This is a genomic window from Chryseobacterium sp. Tr-659, from assembly GCF_011752975.1.
Classification (GTDB): Bacteria; Bacteroidota; Bacteroidia; order Flavobacteriales; family Weeksellaceae; genus Chryseobacterium.
The window spans coordinates 70,339-90,239 of record NZ_VWWP01000009.1 but is presented as its reverse complement, the minus strand read 5'-3'; the positions used below and the strand labels follow the sequence as shown (position 1 = coordinate 90,239).

General features: G+C 37.4%; 15 protein-coding genes and 1 riboswitch. Of the genes, 3 read left to right on the top strand and 12 right to left on the bottom strand.

The annotated features are described in order from the left end of the window. Nucleotides 1–30 precede the first annotated feature (30 nt). The 5 genes from prfA to F3J23_RS18145 all read right to left on the bottom strand — a co-directional run bounded on the left by prfA (nucleotide 31) and on the right by F3J23_RS18145 (nucleotide 10,345). Nucleotides 31–1,116, bottom strand: a complete 1,086-nt coding sequence (gene prfA / locus F3J23_RS18165; RefSeq protein ID WP_167032341.1) for a peptide chain release factor 1 — start codon at nucleotides 1,114–1,116, stop codon at nucleotides 31–33. Nucleotides 1,117–1,252: 136 nt separating this feature from the next. Further along, a complete protein-coding gene (locus F3J23_RS18160) occupies nucleotides 1,253–2,548 on the bottom strand; it encodes an APC family permease (protein ID WP_167032338.1) in 1,296 nt (431 codons plus the stop codon). Between the two features lie 4 nt (nucleotides 2,549–2,552). Then, on the bottom strand, nucleotides 2,553–4,976 hold the full coding sequence (locus F3J23_RS18155; protein WP_167032335.1) for a TonB-dependent receptor plug domain-containing protein: 2,424 nt from the start codon (nucleotides 4,974–4,976) through the stop codon (nucleotides 2,553–2,555). 93 nt (nucleotides 4,977–5,069) lie between these two features. Continuing rightward, nucleotides 5,070–5,175: riboswitch (SAM riboswitch) on the bottom strand. 82 nt (nucleotides 5,176–5,257) lie between these two features. Beyond that, nucleotides 5,258–8,092, bottom strand: coding sequence for an alpha-amylase family glycosyl hydrolase (locus tag F3J23_RS18150; protein ID WP_167032332.1), 2,835 nt, complete (start codon nucleotides 8,090–8,092; stop codon nucleotides 5,258–5,260). 174 nt (nucleotides 8,093–8,266) lie between these two features. After that, complete coding sequence (locus tag F3J23_RS18145) at nucleotides 8,267–10,345, bottom strand: T9SS type A sorting domain-containing protein (RefSeq protein ID WP_167032329.1); 2,079 nt, start codon at nucleotides 10,343–10,345, stop codon at nucleotides 8,267–8,269. A gap of 156 nt (nucleotides 10,346–10,501) precedes the next feature. On the opposite strand from F3J23_RS18145, the gene F3J23_RS18140 reads away from it, so the two are divergent. After that, the gene (locus F3J23_RS18140; protein ID WP_167032326.1) at nucleotides 10,502–11,374 is read left to right on the top strand and encodes a helix-turn-helix transcriptional regulator; all 873 of its coding nucleotides are present in this window, start codon (nucleotides 10,502–10,504) and stop codon (nucleotides 11,372–11,374) included. Between the two features lie 92 nt (nucleotides 11,375–11,466). Here F3J23_RS18140 and F3J23_RS18135 read toward each other — a convergent pair whose 3' ends face one another. From F3J23_RS18135 to F3J23_RS18125, 3 genes are all read right to left on the bottom strand, one after another. Next, nucleotides 11,467–11,751 carry a hypothetical protein gene (locus F3J23_RS18135; protein WP_185156478.1) on the bottom strand — a complete coding sequence of 95 codons (285 nt, stop codon included), beginning with the start codon at nucleotides 11,749–11,751 and terminating at the stop codon, nucleotides 11,467–11,469. A gap of 93 nt (nucleotides 11,752–11,844) precedes the next feature. Then, nucleotides 11,845–13,452 carry a fumarate hydratase gene (locus F3J23_RS18130; protein ID WP_167032323.1) on the bottom strand — a complete coding sequence of 536 codons (1,608 nt, stop codon included), beginning with the start codon at nucleotides 13,450–13,452 and terminating at the stop codon, nucleotides 11,845–11,847. A 54-nt stretch (nucleotides 13,453–13,506) separates the two neighbouring features. Then, entirely contained in the window at nucleotides 13,507–14,511 is a 1,005-nt protein-coding gene (locus F3J23_RS18125; RefSeq protein ID WP_167032320.1) for a hypothetical protein, read from the bottom strand. 226 nt (nucleotides 14,512–14,737) lie between these two features. Between F3J23_RS18125 and fumC the strand changes: the two genes are divergently transcribed. After that, nucleotides 14,738–16,132, top strand: a complete 1,395-nt coding sequence (fumC, locus tag F3J23_RS18120) for a class II fumarate hydratase (RefSeq protein ID WP_167032317.1) — start codon at nucleotides 14,738–14,740, stop codon at nucleotides 16,130–16,132. A gap of 90 nt (nucleotides 16,133–16,222) precedes the next feature. Here fumC and F3J23_RS18115 read toward each other — a convergent pair whose 3' ends face one another. Genes F3J23_RS18115 through F3J23_RS18105 form a run of 3 tightly spaced genes read right to left on the bottom strand, consistent with a single transcriptional unit; the run spans nucleotide 16,223 to nucleotide 18,451 of the window. Further along, the gene (locus tag F3J23_RS18115) at nucleotides 16,223–17,260 is read right to left on the bottom strand and encodes a porin family protein (protein WP_167032314.1); all 1,038 of its coding nucleotides are present in this window, start codon (nucleotides 17,258–17,260) and stop codon (nucleotides 16,223–16,225) included. A gap of 29 nt (nucleotides 17,261–17,289) precedes the next feature. Continuing rightward, a complete protein-coding gene (locus F3J23_RS18110) occupies nucleotides 17,290–17,904 on the bottom strand; it encodes a hypothetical protein (RefSeq protein ID WP_167032311.1) in 615 nt (204 codons plus the stop codon). Continuing rightward, nucleotides 17,891–18,451 (bottom strand): RNA polymerase sigma factor, encoded by a 561-nt coding sequence (locus F3J23_RS18105; protein ID WP_167032306.1) that lies wholly within the window; start codon nucleotides 18,449–18,451, stop codon nucleotides 17,891–17,893. The genes F3J23_RS18110 and F3J23_RS18105 overlap by 14 nt, the downstream gene beginning before the upstream one ends. Nucleotides 18,452–18,697: 246 nt before the next feature. Between F3J23_RS18105 and F3J23_RS18100 the strand changes: the two genes are divergently transcribed. Next, complete coding sequence (locus F3J23_RS18100) at nucleotides 18,698–18,904, top strand: bacteriocin-like protein (RefSeq protein ID WP_167032301.1); 207 nt, start codon at nucleotides 18,698–18,700, stop codon at nucleotides 18,902–18,904. A gap of 56 nt (nucleotides 18,905–18,960) precedes the next feature. Here F3J23_RS18100 and F3J23_RS18095 read toward each other — a convergent pair whose 3' ends face one another. Further along, nucleotides 18,961–19,899 carry a Dyp-type peroxidase gene (locus F3J23_RS18095; protein WP_167032298.1) on the bottom strand — a complete coding sequence of 313 codons (939 nt, stop codon included), beginning with the start codon at nucleotides 19,897–19,899 and terminating at the stop codon, nucleotides 18,961–18,963. Nucleotides 19,900–19,901 lie beyond the last annotated feature (2 nt).

The following is a 19,901-nucleotide window of genomic DNA, read 5'->3' as shown; positions in this document are numbered from 1 at the left end:
TCAGAGGCTTGTATTTATTTTTTGAAAATTTTAGTAGTTTTCTTCTTCTCCTTTCATCTTTTCTGCATTTTCCGCCATGATGACAGCGTCAATCATTTCAGAAATATCTCCGTTCATATAAGCATCAAGATTGTACATTGATTTGTTGATTCTGTGATCTGTAACTCTTCCTTGAGGGTAGTTGTATGTTTTAATCTTTGCAGAACGGTCTCCTGTAGATACCATAGATTTACGTTGTGCAGCAATATCTCCCTGTACTTTTTGTAATTCGATATCATATAATTTTGTTCTTAGCATCTCCATTGCCAGCTCACGGTTAGCCAGCTGAGAACGAGCCTGCTGACATACTACAACAAGACCTGAAGGTTTGTGAGTAAGCTGAACTTTCGTTTCAACCTTGTTTACGTTCTGACCTCCGGCACCTCCTGAACGTGAAGTCTGCATTTCAATATCAGCGGGATTCAATTCAAAATCAACTTCTTCAGCTTCCGGAAGAACAGCAATTGTGATGGCAGAAGTGTGCACTCTTCCCTGAGATTCGGTTTCCGGAACACGCTGTACACGGTGAACTCCTGATTCGAATTTCATGATACCGTAAACACCTTCTCCTTCTACTTTCATGATCAGTTCTTTGTATCCTTTCGCAGCTTCATTGGAATCTGTCACCTCATGTCTCCATCCTTTCGTTTTGAAATACATGGTGTACATTCTGTAGATATCTTCCACGAAGATTGCCGCTTCATCTCCTCCTGTTCCCGCACGTAATTCCACGATAACGTTTTTGTCATCTGCAGGATCTTTAGGGATCAATAATACTTTCAGTTCTTCTTCCAGTCCCGGAATTCTGGATTGTGCCTCCAGTTTTTCTTCTTTAGCCAGATCTACCAGATCTCTGTCTGAACCATCTGCAATGATTTCGTCAGATTCTTCGATACTGTCCAAAGCTCCTTTATACTGATCGTAAACTTTTACAATTTTCCCCAAATCACTATATTCTTTGTTCAAAGAAGAATATCTTTTTTGGTCTGAAATTACATCAGGCTGTATAATAAGGTCTGCAACCTCATTATATCTTTGTTTTATAGCTTCTAATTTTGGAATTAATGATTTAGACATTGTGGAAATTTTGTGGGTGCAAAGATAAGAATTATTAATTCAAAATTAAAGCATAAATTTTTGAGCATTAGGGATAAAGATGCAAAAAGGTAAAAAAGCTGAATTGGAAATTTGTTTATTATATTGAAATCAGGCTCTAATATCCTTTAGAAAGCCTTCTGTCTATTAAATACAAAACAATTCCCACCGCGATAACTCCCAGTCCGATTAAGCTTTCTTTAGGGTTATGAATAAAGGTAAAATAAAGAATATAAATGCTGAACAACAGAAAAACAGCCGGAAAAATATAGAAAGCATTAGACTTAAAAATTTTCCTGTCTTTTTTCTTAAGAAAGAATACGGTAGAAATAGCTAGACTTGCAAAAAGCTGTAAAATAAAAGCCGTATAGACAAAAATTTCTTTAAAGCTTCCCGTCAAAATAATAATCGCAGCAATCACAGCATGAGCAAAAATAGCTCTCACCGGAATTCCTTTTGCATTTCCTGCTGATAATGGTTTCCATATGTAGGTATGTTTTGCAAAAGCCTGTGTTAATCTTGAACCTACCCATAAATATCCGCTGATGGTTGCAATCAGCTGTAAAGCGATGAAAATATTCACAATCTTGCCGAACCCTGATCCGAGCATATTTACTGCTGCTTCTCCCATTACATCTTCTTTTCCTGCCAATTGGTTTACAGGAGCATGTTTAAGCATAATATAATTCACGAGAATATAGCTCACCGTCACAAAAACAGTTCCTATAATCAGGGATTTTGGAAGGTTTTTCTGAACATCTTTGATCTCTCCGGCAATATAGGATGCAGAATTCCAGCCGGTGTACGAGTAAGTCACAAATACCAGAGAGGTTGCAAATGCCGGAAGCATAATTTCATTTTGCCAGCTGTCGCTGAAATTAAGACTATTTCCCACGTGAGGATCACCTGAAAGCACAACTCCCAGAATAACCAGAACAATAATAAATGCTATTTTTATAAATGTAAAGAAATTATGAAACCTGCTGGAGGTTTTTAAGCTGAATGACAGTGTGGCTGCTACCAGAAAAATAGCGGCAATGGCAAAACCGTTTCCGAAAGTATAATCAAACACGGAGAGATATTTTGACATGGCCAAAGCGGCCAGCGCAACGGGAGAGGAAAATCCGATAATCAAAGAAATCCAGCTTATCAGATATCCGAATAACGGATGATAAGTTTCTTTAAGATAAATAAAATCGCCACCGTTTCCTTTGAAATGAGATCCTAATTCGGCATAACAGAAAGCTCCGAACAGCGCCAAAACACCCCCGATCATCCATAACAAAAAAATACTGTACGTATTGGTGATATCGGATAACTGGAATCCTAATGTTGTAAAGATTCCTGTTCCTATCATATTGGAAACCACAATAGCGGCAGCGGTCTTCCAGCCGATCTGATGTGAAGTACTCATTTAATTAGAAATTAAAATTAAGTCTTCCGAAGAAATAACTTCCCAGTGTTCCCATCTGAACCGGGGCATATTTAAATACTCCATAATATGAATTTTGATAGATCTGCAGATCCGGGAATACATCAAATACGTTATTAGCGCCCACCGTAAAGTTGACATTTTTTGTAATATCATACCCTACACTAACGTCTGTAACAACCTTTGGCGAAAACTCCTGAACACCACCGAATGGATATCCGTCTCTGATCACTTTGCCAAAATAAGTATTTCTTACGAGAAAGTTAAATTTTCCGATTCCATAATTTAATCCCAATGAAGCTTTTGTTTTTGGGGAAAGGGTTTCTATGATATTAATCTGATCCGGACCGAAGTACTGATCCCTTGGAGTATCTATATTTTCAGGAAAGTGAAAACCTGTGATTTTTGTTTCGGTATAGTTTCCGGCAAGGTTTACGTTTAAATTTCCGCCACCCAGCTTCCAGTCGTAAGAAACAACTACATCCACACCTTTTGTTTCGGTATCAATTGCGTTGGCAAAAAACCTTCCGCTTTCTACGTTATACTGGTCCAGTTTTTTATCTGTAATATTTCCTGTGATAACAATTCTGTCTTTTACTTTGATCCAATATCCGTCTATGGTAATGAAAAGTTTATTCAAGGGTTTAAAAGTAAATCCTGCACTCGCATTCACTGACGTTTCCTGTTTTAATTTATCAAAATTAAGATCCTGAGCTGCCTGGCTGTCATTTCTGAAAATACCTTTGGTGACAATTTTTGAACCTGTTGTAGAAATATCCGCATATGAATTATTAAAATACTGCTGCTGAAGTGATGGTGCTCTGAACCCTGTTCCAATGGCAGCTCTTACGGCATAGTTTTTTGCGAATTCATACCTGACAGCCAATTTTCCATTCAATGTATTTCCAAAATCTGAATAGTTCTCAAACCTTGCTGCTGCATCAATGCTTAACTTTTTATCCAGGTCGTAAGAAACATCAGCATATACTGCCGTTGAATGTCTGTCTTTTTTTAAAGCATTGCTCGGGGAAAAGCCGATAAAAGATTGTGATCCGCCGGCCCCAAGAACCGATGATCCGCCGGTGGCAATATTTCCATTGATATCATATTGTGCATACGAACCTTCTTCTCCCGCATTGATCTCATACTGCTCAAACCTGAATTCTCCTCCAAACGCCAGATTGAATCTGTTTATATTCTTAGAAACATCTAGATTAATGGTATTTTGTAAAAAACTGTGTGCTCCCGCATAAAAGCTGGTTGGTGATTTTGCGCCTAATGAAGCATTATTGGTATTATTGACGTTATAATCGAAAGTATTTTTCCCGAAAGTATTGCTAAGATCGAAGAACCAGTTGTTCATGTTATACTTTGCCCCCACAGCATAGGATAGATCATAAATTCTGGATGCCAGTACTGCCTGAAAACCATTGGGATAAATAGATGAAACCACATTGGATGTTTCGCTTGGGAGTCTTCTGAATCCGAACCCTTCTCCTTCCTTGATACTGAAACCTCCGAAAGAATAAAGCTTAAAATGATCATTAAAAGGGTATTCTGAATTGAAAAATAGCTGTCCCTGCCTGATTTGTGCATCACCAATCTGAAAGTTGAAATAATCTCTTGTAAGACCTCTTTCAGCAATTTTTTTATCATCAGCAAGCCTGGCTGCTGCCGGATCATCAGCAAACTCATAAGCAAAATTATCCCCGAAAATATCCAGATCATGATTTTGAGTCCTTGTGGTCTTTCCTCTGTGGCTTAGCTGCAATGAAAGGTTGATATAACTATCTTTTTTTCCCAGTGCAGTTCCATAATTGGCAGCTGCCTGGTAGGTCTCACCATCATTTCTTCCACTCAGACCATAAGTTATATTTGCTGAAGCTCCCAGATCTTTTTTAAGAATAATATTGATTACTCCGGCAATAGCATCAGAGCCATATTGTGCTGCTGCTCCGTCCCTTAGCACTTCAATCCTGTCTATGGCAATCACCGGAATGGTACTAAGATCCGTTCCTACAGACCCGTTACCAACCGTATTCTGATAATTGACCAGAGAAGTGGTATGTCTTCTTTTTCCATTCACCAAAACCAAAACCTGGTCTGGTCCCATTCCTCTTAAAGTAACCGGATCAATATGTTCTGTTCCGTCTGATGCGGATTGTCTTACGGAATTGAATGACGGGATCACATAGTTCAGTAGATCCTGAACTGTTATTTGTGGGGAAGCTTTCTGTATTTTTTCGATATTAATAACATCTACGGGAACCGGTGTTTCCAGTTTTGTTCTTTTAACATTACGGTTTCCGACGATGATGATATCTTCGATCTGTTTTCCTTTTTCTTCCTGCTCCTGGGCGGAAACCCAGATTGTCCCCAACACTAATGCAGCTATGCTTAATTTTTTCATCCTTTGTTCTTGTCAATTAAATTATCATCCTGTGGAGCCATCCACAGATATACAAGACTTCAAGAAATGGAATTCATATGAGAATATTGACTTCACTTATCTCCCCCACCGGGTTGGAATTAGCACCTTTACACTTCTGGAATCGTGCAGGTTGCTAAGGTTTCATTGGGCCAAATCCCTCCACCTTTCTTGATAAATCTAGTGCAAAGGTAGAGTATTTTTTTTAATATGCAAAAAAAGCAAATCTGCTGATTCGCAAATTTGCCTTTTTATTTTTTTTATTATTTCACTATCATTTTCTGAATAGCCGTTCCGGTATCGGATTTCAGTTGAACTAAATAACTTCCTGGTGGATAATTCGCTTTTAGTTCATAAGTTCCCGTTTCTTTATCAAGTTTGAATGATTCCAGTTTTTTCCCGGTCATATCAAAAATAAAGATCTCTCCGTTCCTAGCTTTGTTAAATACCAGTTTTGCGGTACCATTCTTTATGGGATTATCAGCAATCTGAAGTGATAATTTGTTTGCTGCGTTGATGTCTGTTGTTGACAGCGTTCCCGCATAATTTCCAAAGATTCTGAATTCTCCTGGCTGAAGGGTAATCGGAGCTGTTGTAGAAACAACATTCGAGATACTGTCATCCATTAGATTCTGCCACTGCCCCGTATAGGGAAAATAAGGAACAACATTTTGTACTGAAGTATTGTAATTTGCCAGAACCACTACATTTTTCATTCCGTTGATTGAATTATCATAGATGTAAATTCTTGTAATCAATCCGTCCGGATCATTGGCAAGATTATTTGATTCTATACTGTAGGTTTTAGATTTAAAAATCTGATGGCTGTTTCTTATACTTATAATTTTAGCCCATGTATCATACACCGCTTTTCTATTTGTATCTGTGTCATATCCTAATGTAAATGCCACTGGTTTTTCATCAGTTCTACAACCGTTGTTGATGGTTCCATTGGCACATCTGTTAATACTGAATTCATACCCAAGTTCTCCAAATTGCCAGATCATTTTCGGGCCTGGAATGGTAAAGAAAGTAGCACCAAAGGTTTTCATCCTTTCCAGGGCAGTATTTAGGTTCTTTACATTATAACTCCCATTCATTGCCCCATAAGCAAGGTTTTTAAACATCAGTCTTTCTTCATCATGACTCTCTCCGTAGCCTACAGCACGCATTTCTGTAAAGCCATGAAGACTATGGTTCATACGGTCATAATTGCTATTTTCCTTGTATCCCATCGTATTCTGATTATAAGGATCCGTTTGCTTATTCCAAAGCATAACACCTTTTCCTTCCGCTACTCTGTAATTGGCCCATTGCTGTTCTTCTGCATCTGTTCCCAAGTGTTCGAAGATCATATAAGAATTCGGGTCAATTGCCCATTGTTTATCGGCATAATTTTTCAAAATATCTACTCTGTCCTGCTGGTAAGCATTGGTACAGCTTTCATCATTCTCAGAGCAGCTTTGCGTAAATCCTTTTGTTAAATCCCAGCGGAATCCGTCAATATGATATTCGGTTAACCATTGCTGAAGGCATCTTTCAACGTAATATTGCGTTGAAGAACTGGTATGGTTAAAATCATTAAATACATTGTATGAATGTTTCGGGACCTGGTTGAAATATGGGTTGTTTGGAGCTACATCTCCATAACCATCTCCATCCGGATCAATATTCCAGAGCCTTACCAAAGGAGAACGTCCTGTTGCATGATTAAATGCGATATCCAGGATGACGGCAATTCCGTTCTGGTGACACAGATCTACGAATTCCTTAAATTTTTCAGGAGTCCCGTAAGCTTTGTCCAATGCATAATGGAAAGAGGTATTGTATCCCCATGAAAGATTTCCTTCAAATTCCATGATTGGCAGCAACTCAATAGCGTTGATCTTCAGATTTTTCAAATATGAAATTTTATCGATCAGCGACTGCCAGTTCTTTTCCTGTGTAAAATCTCTTAATAACAGTTCATATACCACTAAATCTTCTTTAGCCGGTCTCTGAAAGTTGGTAACCTGCCAGTTATAAGCCGTCTGCCCTGTTTTAAATATTGAAACCTCAAAATCCTGTCCTGCCGGAAATGCAGGTAAGCCCGGATAGGTAGATGATGAGATCCATTGATCATCGTAAGAAGACAAGATCTGTGGTGAATAAGGATCCGCAACTTTTCGCAGATCATTGGTTCTGTATTGGAAAGAATATAACTGCTGGGGAGTGAGCCCGTTTAATTCAATCCAGTAAAGGTCCGGATTCGTAGTATCCCTTTTCATTAAATAAGAATCATTAACCGTCCAGTTATTGAAACTTCCGATCACGTGTACAAAATTTTTACCCGGAGCATATAAAGCCAGCCCCACTTTTGTCTGATCTGTAGGATGGTAATTAATTCCCTGTCTGATCCAGCTCGGCACCGCTTCAGAAACTACATTTCTCGGAACCTGTACGATGAATGCTGCACTTTTGGAATTGGTTCCCTGAGTAGCTACAAGTTCCATATTGGCATCCTGTGAAACCGTATATTGATAAGAATAGGATTGCGAAGGCGTGGAAGCAGAGTGAACCACCACTCCGTTTGCTTTTAACTGAAAAGTTGCGTTAACATTTGTTGTTGCTGTGATATTGACTGAATTTCCAACCGGAACTGATGTAAGGCTGTTTGCTAATGGATTGGTTAAATTCAGACTTAAAATACCCACATTCACAAAAATGTCCGGTGAGGTCTGGTGGGCACCTGTTTTATCTTTCAACAGAAATCCAAACCTGCCGATTCCCGTTCTGTTAAAGAATGCAGTTGGAATAAAAGTCATTGTATAGGTATCTGTTGCTGAATTATAGCTGAGTTTATTCAGCTCATTGGAATTGTTCCAGCTCCCATTGGTGGGACAATCCTGACTGTTCTGATAATTGGCATCGAAAGACCATGTCCAGATATAAACAGCATTATTGCTAATTCCCCATGCCGATTCATCGATCTGATCTCCGGGAACCGTTAACGTAACGGTATCCGTTTCATTAAACGGATTGGGATTAATGGTATAGTTAATCTGCCCAAAAACAATGACTGCAACGAACAGAAAAACAACGGAATAAAACTTTTTCATTTCTTATTTTTTATCGAATATAATATTAATTTTCCTTCACAATGACTATTTTTATTCTATTATTTTCAAATATTTTAATTTTTTTGATTAAAAATCCATAAAAAAAGACTCATGAAAATTTCATGAGCCTTCCAATAAAAGTAATTGTAATGAACTATTTTTTAAACGAATATTTTAATTTTTTATAATCTTTTTTGAAACGGACTGTCCATTTTTTAATTGTAATTCTACGATATAAACACCTGCAGGCAGTTCAGTCATATTGATCTGATCATTAGAAAATGATACATTCATCTTCTGTCCCACTGAATTGGTAACGTTTACTTTTTCAATATTGGATTCTGCTCTGATATAAAGAATTCCTTTGGTAGGATTTGGATAAATCCCTACTGAAGCTTTATTCAGATGAATCTCTGATGTGCTTAATGCTGAAGAAGGTTTAATACATCTTACGGACGCGCCCTGTCCTCTCATAGCACCTGAAGATGGATTGGCTAGCGTAGTTCCCACATAAAGGTATTTACCTCCAACACTTGAAGTATCAGAACTCCAGAAATATCCTCTTTGTCCTACAAATGTAAAATCTCCTGAGCTTGAACTTCTGTATCCTCCTGCCGGCAGCTTCAGATGGCTTCCATAAGCAGTTGCAGGGTTTACGATACTTTCTGCCCCCACCAAAGCAGTCCAATCTGCCTGTGACGGCATTTTCCAATCTGGTCCGATGGCTTTACACGGATCTACTCCATTATATCGGTCTGCTGATGCCGGAGTGCTCAACTCCCATTTATCCGTAGCAGTGAAATCTGCCCACCAGCCCGGTGAACCGGTAACAAATCCTGTTATTGCAACTGCTACTCCCACTGGAGTATTAGGTGTAGGCAACGCTGCAGTCTGGGAATTTCTAAGCTGATGACCGTCATCCCATCTTCCCCACTGGAACAGATCTCCGTAGGAATCAGCATCAGACATTGAAGTAGCCACTTGTGCGCTTCCAAGGTTTTGCTGAAGCCATACTTTTCCGTCTGCCCCTCTTACCGTAGTATAAGAAACCTGCTGGCCCTGATAAGTAAAAGTAACACAGCCAATATCACCCGTGTTAGATCCCGGATCCGTATTATTACAAGCCGGAGTGTTTCCTGTAAGAGAGATTCTCTTAACCTTGGTCGTATTATCTGAATATGCCAATACCAGGTAATTATGAGCTTTATCTATTGAAAGATCATTATATTTAGCCTCACCATCAGAGACGAAATCTCCTCCAAATGTTGTCCAGTTCTGGGAAGCATTTAATTGATAGACTGTATTTCTCAGGAAATTATCATTTTCAAAACGGCTTGCCACAACATAAGGAGCTCCGGATGCCGTTACTGCAATAGCAACATGCTGCACTTTTCCATCTGAAAAATTAGCATTTCCAACCTGTACCCATGAGGTTCCATCGAATTTTTTGACATTAAGTTTTTTTCCTGCCGCCGTATTTGAAACATAGGCAACATAAATAGTATTAGAACCATCTAATGCAATATCTGTGTTGTATTGTTCACCCGAAGATGAAGCATCTACTGATCCGCCTCCTACTAAAGTCCAGTTTTGTACTGATGAAGCATTTGTACTGTTTTGATATACTTTTACTCCACCGGATACGTTGCATGTATATACTGTATTGTTGGTTCCGATTGCCATTTCAGCAAATTCTGCTCCTCCTGAAAAACCTGTATTCCCCACCTGCTCCCAGATTCCGTTCACGTACCTTTTTACTGTTCCTGATCCATAGGATCCGTAAGTAAATAAAATATTATCTGGTGAAACTGCAGAAGCCTGATAGTTCACTGAACTATCCGTAGCATTGGGGAGCTGCGACCACGAAGTTCCTATAAACTGACGTACCTCCATTCCGGATCCCGGATAACCAAGCTGATTGGTATAATAGATAACGTTTCCAAAAGGATTTACTGATAATGAATTGTAAGTTGCCGTTCCTGTTGTAATACCTGCACTTCCTCCCAGATAAGACCATGAATTCCCATCAAATTTCTGAACGGAACCTTTGGCTACTGAGACATCATAATACGACAAATAATAATTTCCTGATTGATCTATAACCAGATTATTAAAACTGCTTCCTCCGGTGGACACATCCTGAACACCTCCTACATTTTCCCATTGCTGTGCATAGAAACAGCTTCCTGCAATGGTTAGCAAGGCTAATCCGGTTCTTATTTTCTTTATATCAAAATGTAAATTTTTAAACATGTAAAATATTATTTTTAATTATTCTAAATTTAATTTAATTTTGCGCAAAAGTACCCCACAATATTAATCCCTAGTTATCATTTTCAAACTTTCGGTTATCCTGGGTTGTATTTTTACTTAAAGTTAATTGTACCTATGGCTGTAAAAATGTGTTGTATGAGGAATCCATCTACCCATGAACTTTTGTTCAGATCCGAAGACATCAAAATTGTAATGCAGGAAGACTTGTGTCCGGATCAATCCTATAAGTCTCATATGCTGGAAGGTAAATCAAGTTTTAACCTTCTTTTTTTGCTCAGTCATGATATCAATCTTGCGGCTCATGACTGCGGAACAAAGTTTTTGTTCAAAAAGAACCAATACATCCTGCATTATTCACCTAAGGAAAGCAGGGCTGAACTATGGACTGAAAATCAGGAGATTCTTAAATACCTTCAGATACAGATCAATTATCAATATATTTTTAACCTCATCAATCCGGAACTTAACAGAGAAAATGCGGAAATCCTGGAAAATATGGTTCAGAATAATTTCATTTTCCTCCATAAGGAAACTCCCCCGAATATGACGGTTGAAATGCATATGATCCTGAATGAGATCAGAACTTATTCGAAAAAAGGGGTAATGCAGAAATTATTTGTGGAGGCAAAGATCATTAAACTTCTCATTCTTATTTTCGAGCAGTTCAATGAAAAGAATGTTTTGGAATCAACTCCTAAAACACCGGAAATGATTAAAAAATTTATTGATGAAAATTACCATCGGAATATAAAAGCGGAAGAGATAGGAAAACTCATCGGAATGAATCAGAATACCATCAGAAGAGAATTCAAGGCACAGTATCATACCACCATTGCCAATTACATATCAGAGCTGAGAATGCTGAAGGCCAAGAAACTGATTACAAACGGTGATATTATGATTAAAGAAATTGCGATAGAATGCGGATATGAGTATCTTCAGAATTTTACCCGCGCTTTTAAAAAGAAATTTGGGATTTCTCCTGAAAATCTGAGAAATAATAAATAAGAAAACCGCTTAAAAAATTAAGCGGTTCATATATGTTGTTTTGCTTTGATATTACTTTTTCAGAATTCAGGTGAAAAAGCAATGACAATCAATTAATGATGATGTCCGTGATCGTGAATGAAAGGTCCGTTCCCTTTAGGCTCGCTGTAGATAACTTCTACACCTTCCTGCTCAGTAATAAGTTTTCTTCTGATATCTTCAGGATCGAAAGGTTTTACTTTTCCGAAATACTCTTTCAAACCTTCAGTTAGCCACATTGGGATTACTAATCCGAAGAACATAAAAATACACCAGAACCCCACTAAGAACATAGTAATGAAGAAAACAGTCCATAGGAACTGGTAGAACGGCCAAAATGCTGATAAAATCGTTATCATTCTCTTAAAGATTTTAGGCAAAAATAGAACTTTTTTCTTTTTTACACAAAAGATCAGCGTTCTATTTTATTATTTATTTTAATTTTAAACTAATTAATGGGCAAGATCTGCGAAGAAATCGTTGCCTTTATCGTCTGTAATAATGAATGCCGGGAAGTCTTTCACTTCAATTTTTCTTACGGCTTCCATTCCTAATTCCGGGAAGTCTACTACATCTACGGACACAATATTATCTTTTGCAAGAATAGCAGCCGGTCCGCCGATAGATCCAAGATAGAACCCTCCATATTTGTTGCAGGCATCAGCAACATCTTTACTTCTGTTTCCTTTTGCCAGCATAATCATACTTCCTCCATGGCTCTGGAATTCATCTACATACACATCCATTCTTCCTGCTGTTGTAGGCCCGAAACTTCCTGAAGCCATTCCTTCCGGTGTTTTTGCCGGCCCTGCATAGTAGATCGGATGGTTTTTGAAATATTCCGGCATGGGTTTACCACTATCGATAATTTCTTTGATTTTTGCGTGAGCGATATCTCTTGCAACAATCAATGTTCCGTTCAGTTTTAATCTTGTTTTGATCGGATATTTTGAAAGCTCAGCCAGGATTTCCGGCATTGGCTTATTCAGATTGATTTCAACGGCTTCTTCCAGATGTGGCGGAGTATCAGGTAAGAATCTTTTCGGATCCTGTTCTAATTGTTCAAGGAAGATTCCTTCTTTTGTAATTTTACCTTTGATATTTCTGTCTGCAGAACAGGAAACTCCCATTCCTACCGGGCAAGAAGCCGCGTGTCTCGGAAGTCTGATTACTCTTACGTCATGAGTAAGGTATTTACCTCCAAACTGTGCTCCGATTGCACTTTCCTGACAGATTTTCTGAACTTTAGCTTCCCATTCAAGGTCTCTGAATGCCTGTCCGGCTTCATTTCCTTCCGTTGGAAGATTGTCATAATATTTTGCAGAGGCCTTTTTTACTGCAGCAAGGTTAGCTTCTGCTGAGGTTCCACCGATTACCAATGCCAGGTGATACGGCGGGCAGGCAGCCGTTCCAAGGTCTGAAATCTTTTCTTTGATAAATTCTTCAAGAGATTTTTCGTTCAATAAAGATTTTGTTTTTTGATATAAGAACGTTTTGTTTGCAGAACCTCCTCCTTTTGTTAAGAATAAGAATTCATAATAATCTCCTTTTTTAGCATAGATATCGATCTGAGCAGGAAGGTTTGATCCTGAGTTTTTCTCATCAAACATCGTTAAAGGCACTACCTGAGAATATCTTAAGTTTCTTTTTTGATACGTATTGAAGATTCCTTTACTTAGGTATTCTCCATCATCTACGCCTGTGTAAACGTTTTCTCCTTTTTTACCCATTACGATAGCGGTTCCGGTATCCTGGCATGAAGGAAGAGCTCCTTCAGCGGCTACTGCAGCATTTTGTAAAAGATTGTAAGCAACAAATCTGTCATTATCTGTAGCTTCCGGATCATCAATGATTCTTTTAAGACTCTCCAAATGAGATGAACGCAACATGAATGAAACGTCTGCCATAGCTTCTTCAGCCAATAATTCCAATCCCTTCGGGTCAACTGTTAAAATCTCTCTGTCTCCCAGTTTTTCAATTTTTACATAATCTGATGTAAGCTTCTTATACACCGTATCATCCTTCTGAATTGGATACGGATCCTGATATCTAAATTCCATTCAATTTTTTGTTTGTACAAAATTAAGGAATATACTACTAAGAATCATTTTAGATTAGAACTTCTTTATTGCTGTTTTAATATCTTTAATGTAATCAGGTTTTAAATTATAAGACATTCCAAAGATGCTTTCTGAATAAATAATTTTCCCTGTTTTTGCTTCCACTATATTTATAAATTTTCCGTTATTCATTCTTACATAACGCAAATAATAAATATCTTCATTATTGAGAATTTTTTCACTCAATGCATTATCATCTATGTACTCATATTTAAATTCGTATTTTGAAAATAAGTCTGCCTTTTCCTCCTCATTTCGTTCCTTATCTTCAAGTTTATACAGATTGGGATTAAACCTAATTCCAATATAACTTGGCACATATAAAGTTGCTGTCTGAAGTTCTTTTAACTCTTCAGTCTTAAACACATCATATACACTGCTTGCCTCTTTATCATTGATACCCTTTTGAACGGCTTGAAAATAGTTCTTCAAAAAACCAGGTTTAAAATTAAAGAATATATCTTCGGAGTATGCTAATTTAGATGTTTCTTTAATTGAATTGGCATATGACGACTGCACCAACTCTCCTTTTTGAAACAAATAAAATCCTCCTACATATTGTCTGTGTTTTTCAAATAAATCATAGTCTTTCTTCTTTTTGCTTTTGCTTAGAACTTTCTCAATTTCTTTCGTTTTCTCTTTCATATCGAATGTGAAAAAGGAAAAATATGTATAGATAGATGTTGATATATTTTTTTCCACCACTTTACCATCTATAGTTGCAAATGAGTATTTATCATTCATAAAATCACTAAGGTCTGTTTCTCCATAAATGAATACTTTATAAGGTGTTATAGTCCAGACATCCTTTAAAATCTTCTCATAAACAGATTTATCATAAACCGGAGGAAAAACAAAAATAGTTTCAGAATTGAGGAATTGTGTCAGATTCTTATTTTCAATTTTGCCCTTGTGATCTGTTACAGAACTTCCTATTGCAATCTGGGCATTAAAAAAGAATGAGTAAACTAAAAATAGTAAACCAAGATATTTTTTCATGTTATATAGTTTTTATTATAAAGTATCTACTTCATATTCCTTTGTGGTGAAAATTATTTTCGCCCTTCGGAAGAGCTCAAAAATACAATAAAAACCATTATAGGGACATACGTTTTTATCTATCTTAAAAACATGAGTAAAATCAGTCATTTCCATTGATATTTATAATGATTATAAATTGCAGAATTCTTAGGTTATCACTAATTTTATAAAAATTTCAATCACAATGAATTACAGAATAGAAAAAGACACCATGGGAGAAGTGCAGGTTCCTGCAGACAAATTTTGGGGTGCGCAGACGGAACGTTCAAGAAATAATTTCAAAATCGGACCGGAGAGTTCAATGCCGCATGAGATTATTGAAGCTTTTGCGTATCTGAAAAAAGCTGCAGCTTATGCCAATACGGATCTGGGAGTACTTCCTGCGGGGAAAAGAGATTTGATAGCGAAGGTTTGTGACGAAATACTGGAAGGAAAACTGAACGACCAGTTTCCTTTGGTGATCTGGCAAACGGGTTCCGGCACGCAATCGAACATGAATGTCAATGAAGTAATTTCAAACAGAGCTCATGTTAATAATGGCGGAACTTTGGGTGAAAAATCAGAAGTTCACCCCAATGATGATGTCAATAAATCGCAGTCTTCCAATGATACCTATCCTACTGCCATGCACATTGCTGCTTATACAAAAGTAGTGGAAGTTACCATTCCTGCGGTAGAGAAATTAAAAAATACACTGGTTGAAAAGTCGAAAGCATTTAAAGATATTGTAAAAATCGGAAGAACCCACCTGATGGACGCCACACCTCTTACTCTTGGGCAGGAATTTTCCGGATATGCAGCGCAGCTTGAATTCGGTTTAAGAGCTTTAAAAAATACGCTCCCTCATCTTTCTGAGCTTGCATTGGGAGGAACCGCTGTAGGAACAGGATTGAATACTCCGAACGGTTACGATGTAAAGGTAGCGGAATATATTGCCAAGTTTACTAATCATCCTTTTATAACTGCTGAAAACAAATTTGAAGCCTTGGCTGCCCATGATGCTATTGTTGAAAGCCATGGAGCACTGAAACAACTGGCTGTATCTTTATTTAAAATCGCCCAGGACATCAGATTGCTGGCTTCAGGACCACGTTCCGGAATCGGGGAAATTCATATTCCTGAAAATGAGCCGGGATCTTCCATTATGCCTGGAAAAGTGAATCCTACTCAAAATGAAGCTATGACTATGGTTTGCGCACAGGTTTTAGGTAATGATACCACTATTTCTTTTGCAGGAACTCAGGGAAATTATGAACTGAATGTATTTAAACCTGTAATGGCCTACAATTTCTTACAGTCTGCGCAGCTGATTGCTGATGCGTGTATTTCATTCAATGATCATTGCGCGGTAGGTATTGAGCCTAATCATGAAAGAATTAAAGAGCTTGTAGACAAATCTTTAATGCTGGTTACTGCTTTGAACACTCACATCGGATATGAAAATGCTGCAAAAATTGCAAAAACAGCTCATAAAAACGGAACCACATTAAAAGAAGAGGCCATTAATCTCGGACTGCTTACTGCTGAGCAGTTTGATGAATGGGTGAAGCCTGAAGATATGGTAGGAAGCCTGAAATAGGAATATCTAATTTATTTTATATTCATAGATTTTAAATAAAACTCCGGAGATTTTTCCCCGGAGTTTTTAGTTAATATGAAGGTCGATCTATTATAACCCGATCGCAAGTCCGAATATGAGTGCCTTATCATTTTTAAAATGACTGTCTTTAAAGAAATTGCTGAAATCTTTTTTAACAAACACACTGAAGCTGTTGTAAGAAAATGTAAGTTGTGCCCCATAAATAAAAGGATTTACGTCATAATTCGAACGATCTCTTGTTTCGCCATTATTCCCTTTTATAATATTGTTGGTAGACATTCTTGCACCTCCATATACATTGGCTCCTATTTTAAATCCGTTGTGAGAGTTTCTGTACTGAACGTCCATCCCCGCATTTTTAAGTCTTGAAAAGTTATACTGAATTCCCAGCGGAATCATAATATAGCCTGTTCTCAGTTTACTTTTATCCAGGCTTTCCTCGTTTTGAACTAAAGAAACGCCCTGGTTCCCTAATCTTGTAAAGTACATATTGTTATCTACTCTAACCGTTCTCCAAGAGAAACCTAATCCGGAAGTAATAGCCCACGGGCTTGTTCTGCTAAGCTGGTAATTCAGTTTCACACCAAACTCAAGGTTATTGGAATATCCGAGGTTCTTATCCAGTCCATTATCCGGGAGATCATTTGTTAATGTCATAATTCCATAAGAAAAGTATCCTGAAATACTTCTGTTTGGACGGAATTTCTTTAATAGCTTTTCTTTAAGTTCTTCCTTGGATGCCGCATCGGTGTTTAACAGAGAATATCTTACCTGTTTCTGAATTACATCATCAAGATCAAATCCAAGATCTTCAATTCTCTTATCCATTTTTTCAGAATAACGGTCTGCGATCTGTGCTTTTTCTCTATCAAAATCACTTTTATCCAGATTTCTTGCTTTCAATACTTCCAGCTCTGCCTCCATCAGCTTCTTTTCCTCCTGTATAATTGTATTGATCTTTGTGGCATACTCTTCTACCTTTTCTTTCACAATAGGGCTTACCTCGGTATCCTTTTTGGAAGACAAATTGATATTCAATGTCTTTTGTGCCTGGAATGATGCCGGAAGAAGGCATAGCAATCCCATCACGATTAATTTCTTGATCATATTTATTAATTTTAATATTTTACGATAAATTACTTGGAATTCAAATCTATGGTAGCAACGTTGCTTCCGTCCTTTGTTTTTTCAATGACATCTTTATGCTCTACTGAAAAAAGCAATGTGGAAGGATCTACATATTTTTTCTTTTTAGCCGGAATCTTTGCTGAATCAGCTTTTGCTATAATTTTCGGGTTGGTAATCTGAATCATTTCAGGTTTTTTACCCTGAGAAGTTTCTTTCAATATCAGTTTTTTATCTTCTACAGCCAGCACACGAGATACTTCTTTGTCTTTGTTTTCTTGAGAAGAAGCTTTATTATGCTTCACTTTTTCAGAACTTTCAGTGATTAGGGAAATATTGCTCTTTTCAGAATCACTTACTCTTTGTACAGCTTCAGCAGATCCCGCTTCTTTAGCAACTTTCGGTTGGGCTCCCGAAGGTTCTCTCAGAAAAAACAGAAGAGTTCCCAGACTGAACGCCAAGATCAGGCAGGCAGCTACTAAAAACCAATTCATTTGTGATTTGGGGCGGTTATTCATTGAGTTATGAAGTTCAATCTCAGACCACAAGTCTCGGGATGGAGTAACTTCCCGTTCATTGATCTGCTTTCTGATCTGAAATTCAAAATTATCTTTAGAAGTGTTCATTTTTCAGTTGTTTTTGTTGTTGAAAGTAAATCTTTCTTAATTTTTCTTTTGCCCGGAACAATTGGGTTTTGCTCACGGCAGTCGAAATTTTTAGTGTATCTGCAATTTCCTGATGCGAGTATCCTTCCAGCACATGAAGGTTAAAAACCATCCTGTATGCATCGGGAAGCTGATCCAGAAGGTCCTGTGCATTAAAATCAAACTCAATATCTGCTTCATGGATATCTTCATGAAAAGACTGGTTAATCTCATCCAGGTAGAAAACAGTCTTATGGCTTTTGATAAAATTCAGGCATTCATTCACTACAATTCTTCTGGCCCAACTTTCAAGATTGGATTCTCCTCTGAAGCTTTCTATGTGTTTAAAAATTTTGCAGAATGCTTTGATCACACAATCCTCCGCCTGGTATAAATCACTCACATAGCTTTTGCTTACACTCAGAAATCTCCTTACATGTTGTTCATAGAAAACCTTCTGTGCAGCCGGATCCTGTTTCTTCAGGAGGCTCAATAAGTCATTCTTTTTATTTCCAAACAAGAGTTTCATGCTTATACTGTTTCTATACTAAAGACAATCAAAACAAAAAAAGGTTACAACTTTTAAAAGAAAAATTTTACTATTTGATACAATGAGTTGATTTTTTTTGTCATGAGTTACAAATTCAATACTCTTTTATTGTCAAAAAGCAAAAAAAATTTGAAATAAACAATTGAAATATAGCTTTTTAATCAATTCTATTTAGTGTTTTATTTTTTCCTATATTGGGGATATAATTAATTTAAAACTAAACCCATGAAGCATTTAAAAAAATTAAGAAGAGAGAACCTGAAAACAATTAACGGAGGAAACAGCCCGCTTTGCGATATGTATCTGGTGCAATATAATGGCTACTATGCTTGTTGCAGTGTTCCTACGACCAACCCCTGCGAACTGAAGAAAAGAGAATGTCTGGTAGAAAACGGAATGTGTGATTCTTACAATCCTGGGAATCCCGTATAGTACCGTAAAAACAACTGATAAATACAGCCTCAGAAGTGAGACTGTATTTTTGTATTTTATCCTGAGAATTCATCAAGCATATTTCTGGTAGGAACAAAGAAAAGCGTTCCCGTAACAGCTGTACTGAAATCTAAAATTCTGTCGTAATTTCCGGGAGGATCACCTATAAACATATTCGTCAACATCTTTTTTGTGGTTGTAAATGTGCTTGAATAAGCAATAAAATAAGTTCCAAACTCATTAGTAGAAGGATTTCCGAAAGGCATATTATCTCTTACTATTTTTAACTCTTCTCCGTCTTCCCCTTCAATATTGGCTAAAGCGATGTGTGAATTGGAAGGCTTCACTTCATCAGACATTTCAATATCATTTTCTTTTGATCTTCCGATTACTTTTTCCTGATCCTCTGTGGAAAGACTTTTCCAGGCATCCATATTGTGTAGATATTTCTGAACAAACAGATAACTTCCTCCTTTGTACTGAAGATCTTCATCTCCGATCTTTGCAAAGTAATCACGATCTTCTCCATGTGGGTTTTCTGTTCCGTCTACAAAACCAAGAATAGATCTCGCATCCCAATATTTAAATCCGTGGATTTCCAGAATGCTTTCTGCAACGGATCCCAAAAGTTTTGATATTTCAATAGCCATATCAAAGATAAGACTCTTGTTATCTGCTCTTAAATGAAAATGAAGATCTCCGGGAGTGGAAACTGCAGTATGTTTTATACCCTTTATCTCTTCAAAACTCACAAGCTCTTTTGGCGGCGGAGCTGGAAGATTCAGTTTTTTCCAGGCTTCCGAACCAATTCCCATCACACAGCTTGCTCTGCTGTCCGGAAATCTGTTGAAAACCGAATTATTAAGATTTAGTACCAATGCACACAACTCCTGAAAAACATTTTTCAATTGCGGATCGTCATTAAGTTTCCAAACCATAAAAATGGTATTGCTGTTAGGATAATCCGTTACATTTTGTGATTCTACCGTGTTCATAC

Bases quoted from the DNA above. Each gene is read 5' to 3' on its own strand.
- prfA (WP_167032341.1), bottom strand. From the start codon at position 1,116: ATGTCTAAATCATTAATTCCAAAATTAGAAGCTATAAAACAAAGATAT.
- F3J23_RS18160 (WP_167032338.1), bottom strand. From the start codon at position 2,548: ATGAGTACTTCACATCAGATCGGCTGGAAGACCGCTGCCGCTATTGTG.
- F3J23_RS18155 (WP_167032335.1), bottom strand. From the start codon at position 4,976: ATGAAAAAATTAAGCATAGCTGCATTAGTGTTGGGGACAATCTGGGTT.
- F3J23_RS18150 (WP_167032332.1), bottom strand. From the start codon at position 8,092: ATGAAAAAGTTTTATTCCGTTGTTTTTCTGTTCGTTGCAGTCATTGTT.
- F3J23_RS18145 (WP_167032329.1), bottom strand. From the start codon at position 10,345: ATGTTTAAAAATTTACATTTTGATATAAAGAAAATAAGAACCGGATTA.
- F3J23_RS18140 (WP_167032326.1), top strand. From the start codon at position 10,502: ATGAGGAATCCATCTACCCATGAACTTTTGTTCAGATCCGAAGACATC.
- F3J23_RS18135 (WP_185156478.1), bottom strand. From the start codon at position 11,751: ATGATAACGATTTTATCAGCATTTTGGCCGTTCTACCAGTTCCTATGG.
- F3J23_RS18130 (WP_167032323.1), bottom strand. From the start codon at position 13,452: ATGGAATTTAGATATCAGGATCCGTATCCAATTCAGAAGGATGATACG.
- F3J23_RS18125 (WP_167032320.1), bottom strand. From the start codon at position 14,511: ATGAAAAAATATCTTGGTTTACTATTTTTAGTTTACTCATTCTTTTTT.
- fumC (WP_167032317.1), top strand. From the start codon at position 14,738: ATGAATTACAGAATAGAAAAAGACACCATGGGAGAAGTGCAGGTTCCT.
- F3J23_RS18115 (WP_167032314.1), bottom strand. From the start codon at position 17,260: ATGATCAAGAAATTAATCGTGATGGGATTGCTATGCCTTCTTCCGGCA.
- F3J23_RS18110 (WP_167032311.1), bottom strand. From the start codon at position 17,904: ATGAACACTTCTAAAGATAATTTTGAATTTCAGATCAGAAAGCAGATC.
- F3J23_RS18105 (WP_167032306.1), bottom strand. From the start codon at position 18,451: ATGAAACTCTTGTTTGGAAATAAAAAGAATGACTTATTGAGCCTCCTG.
- F3J23_RS18100 (WP_167032301.1), top strand. From the start codon at position 18,698: ATGAAGCATTTAAAAAAATTAAGAAGAGAGAACCTGAAAACAATTAAC.
- F3J23_RS18095 (WP_167032298.1), bottom strand. From the start codon at position 19,899: ATGAACACGGTAGAATCACAAAATGTAACGGATTATCCTAACAGCAAT.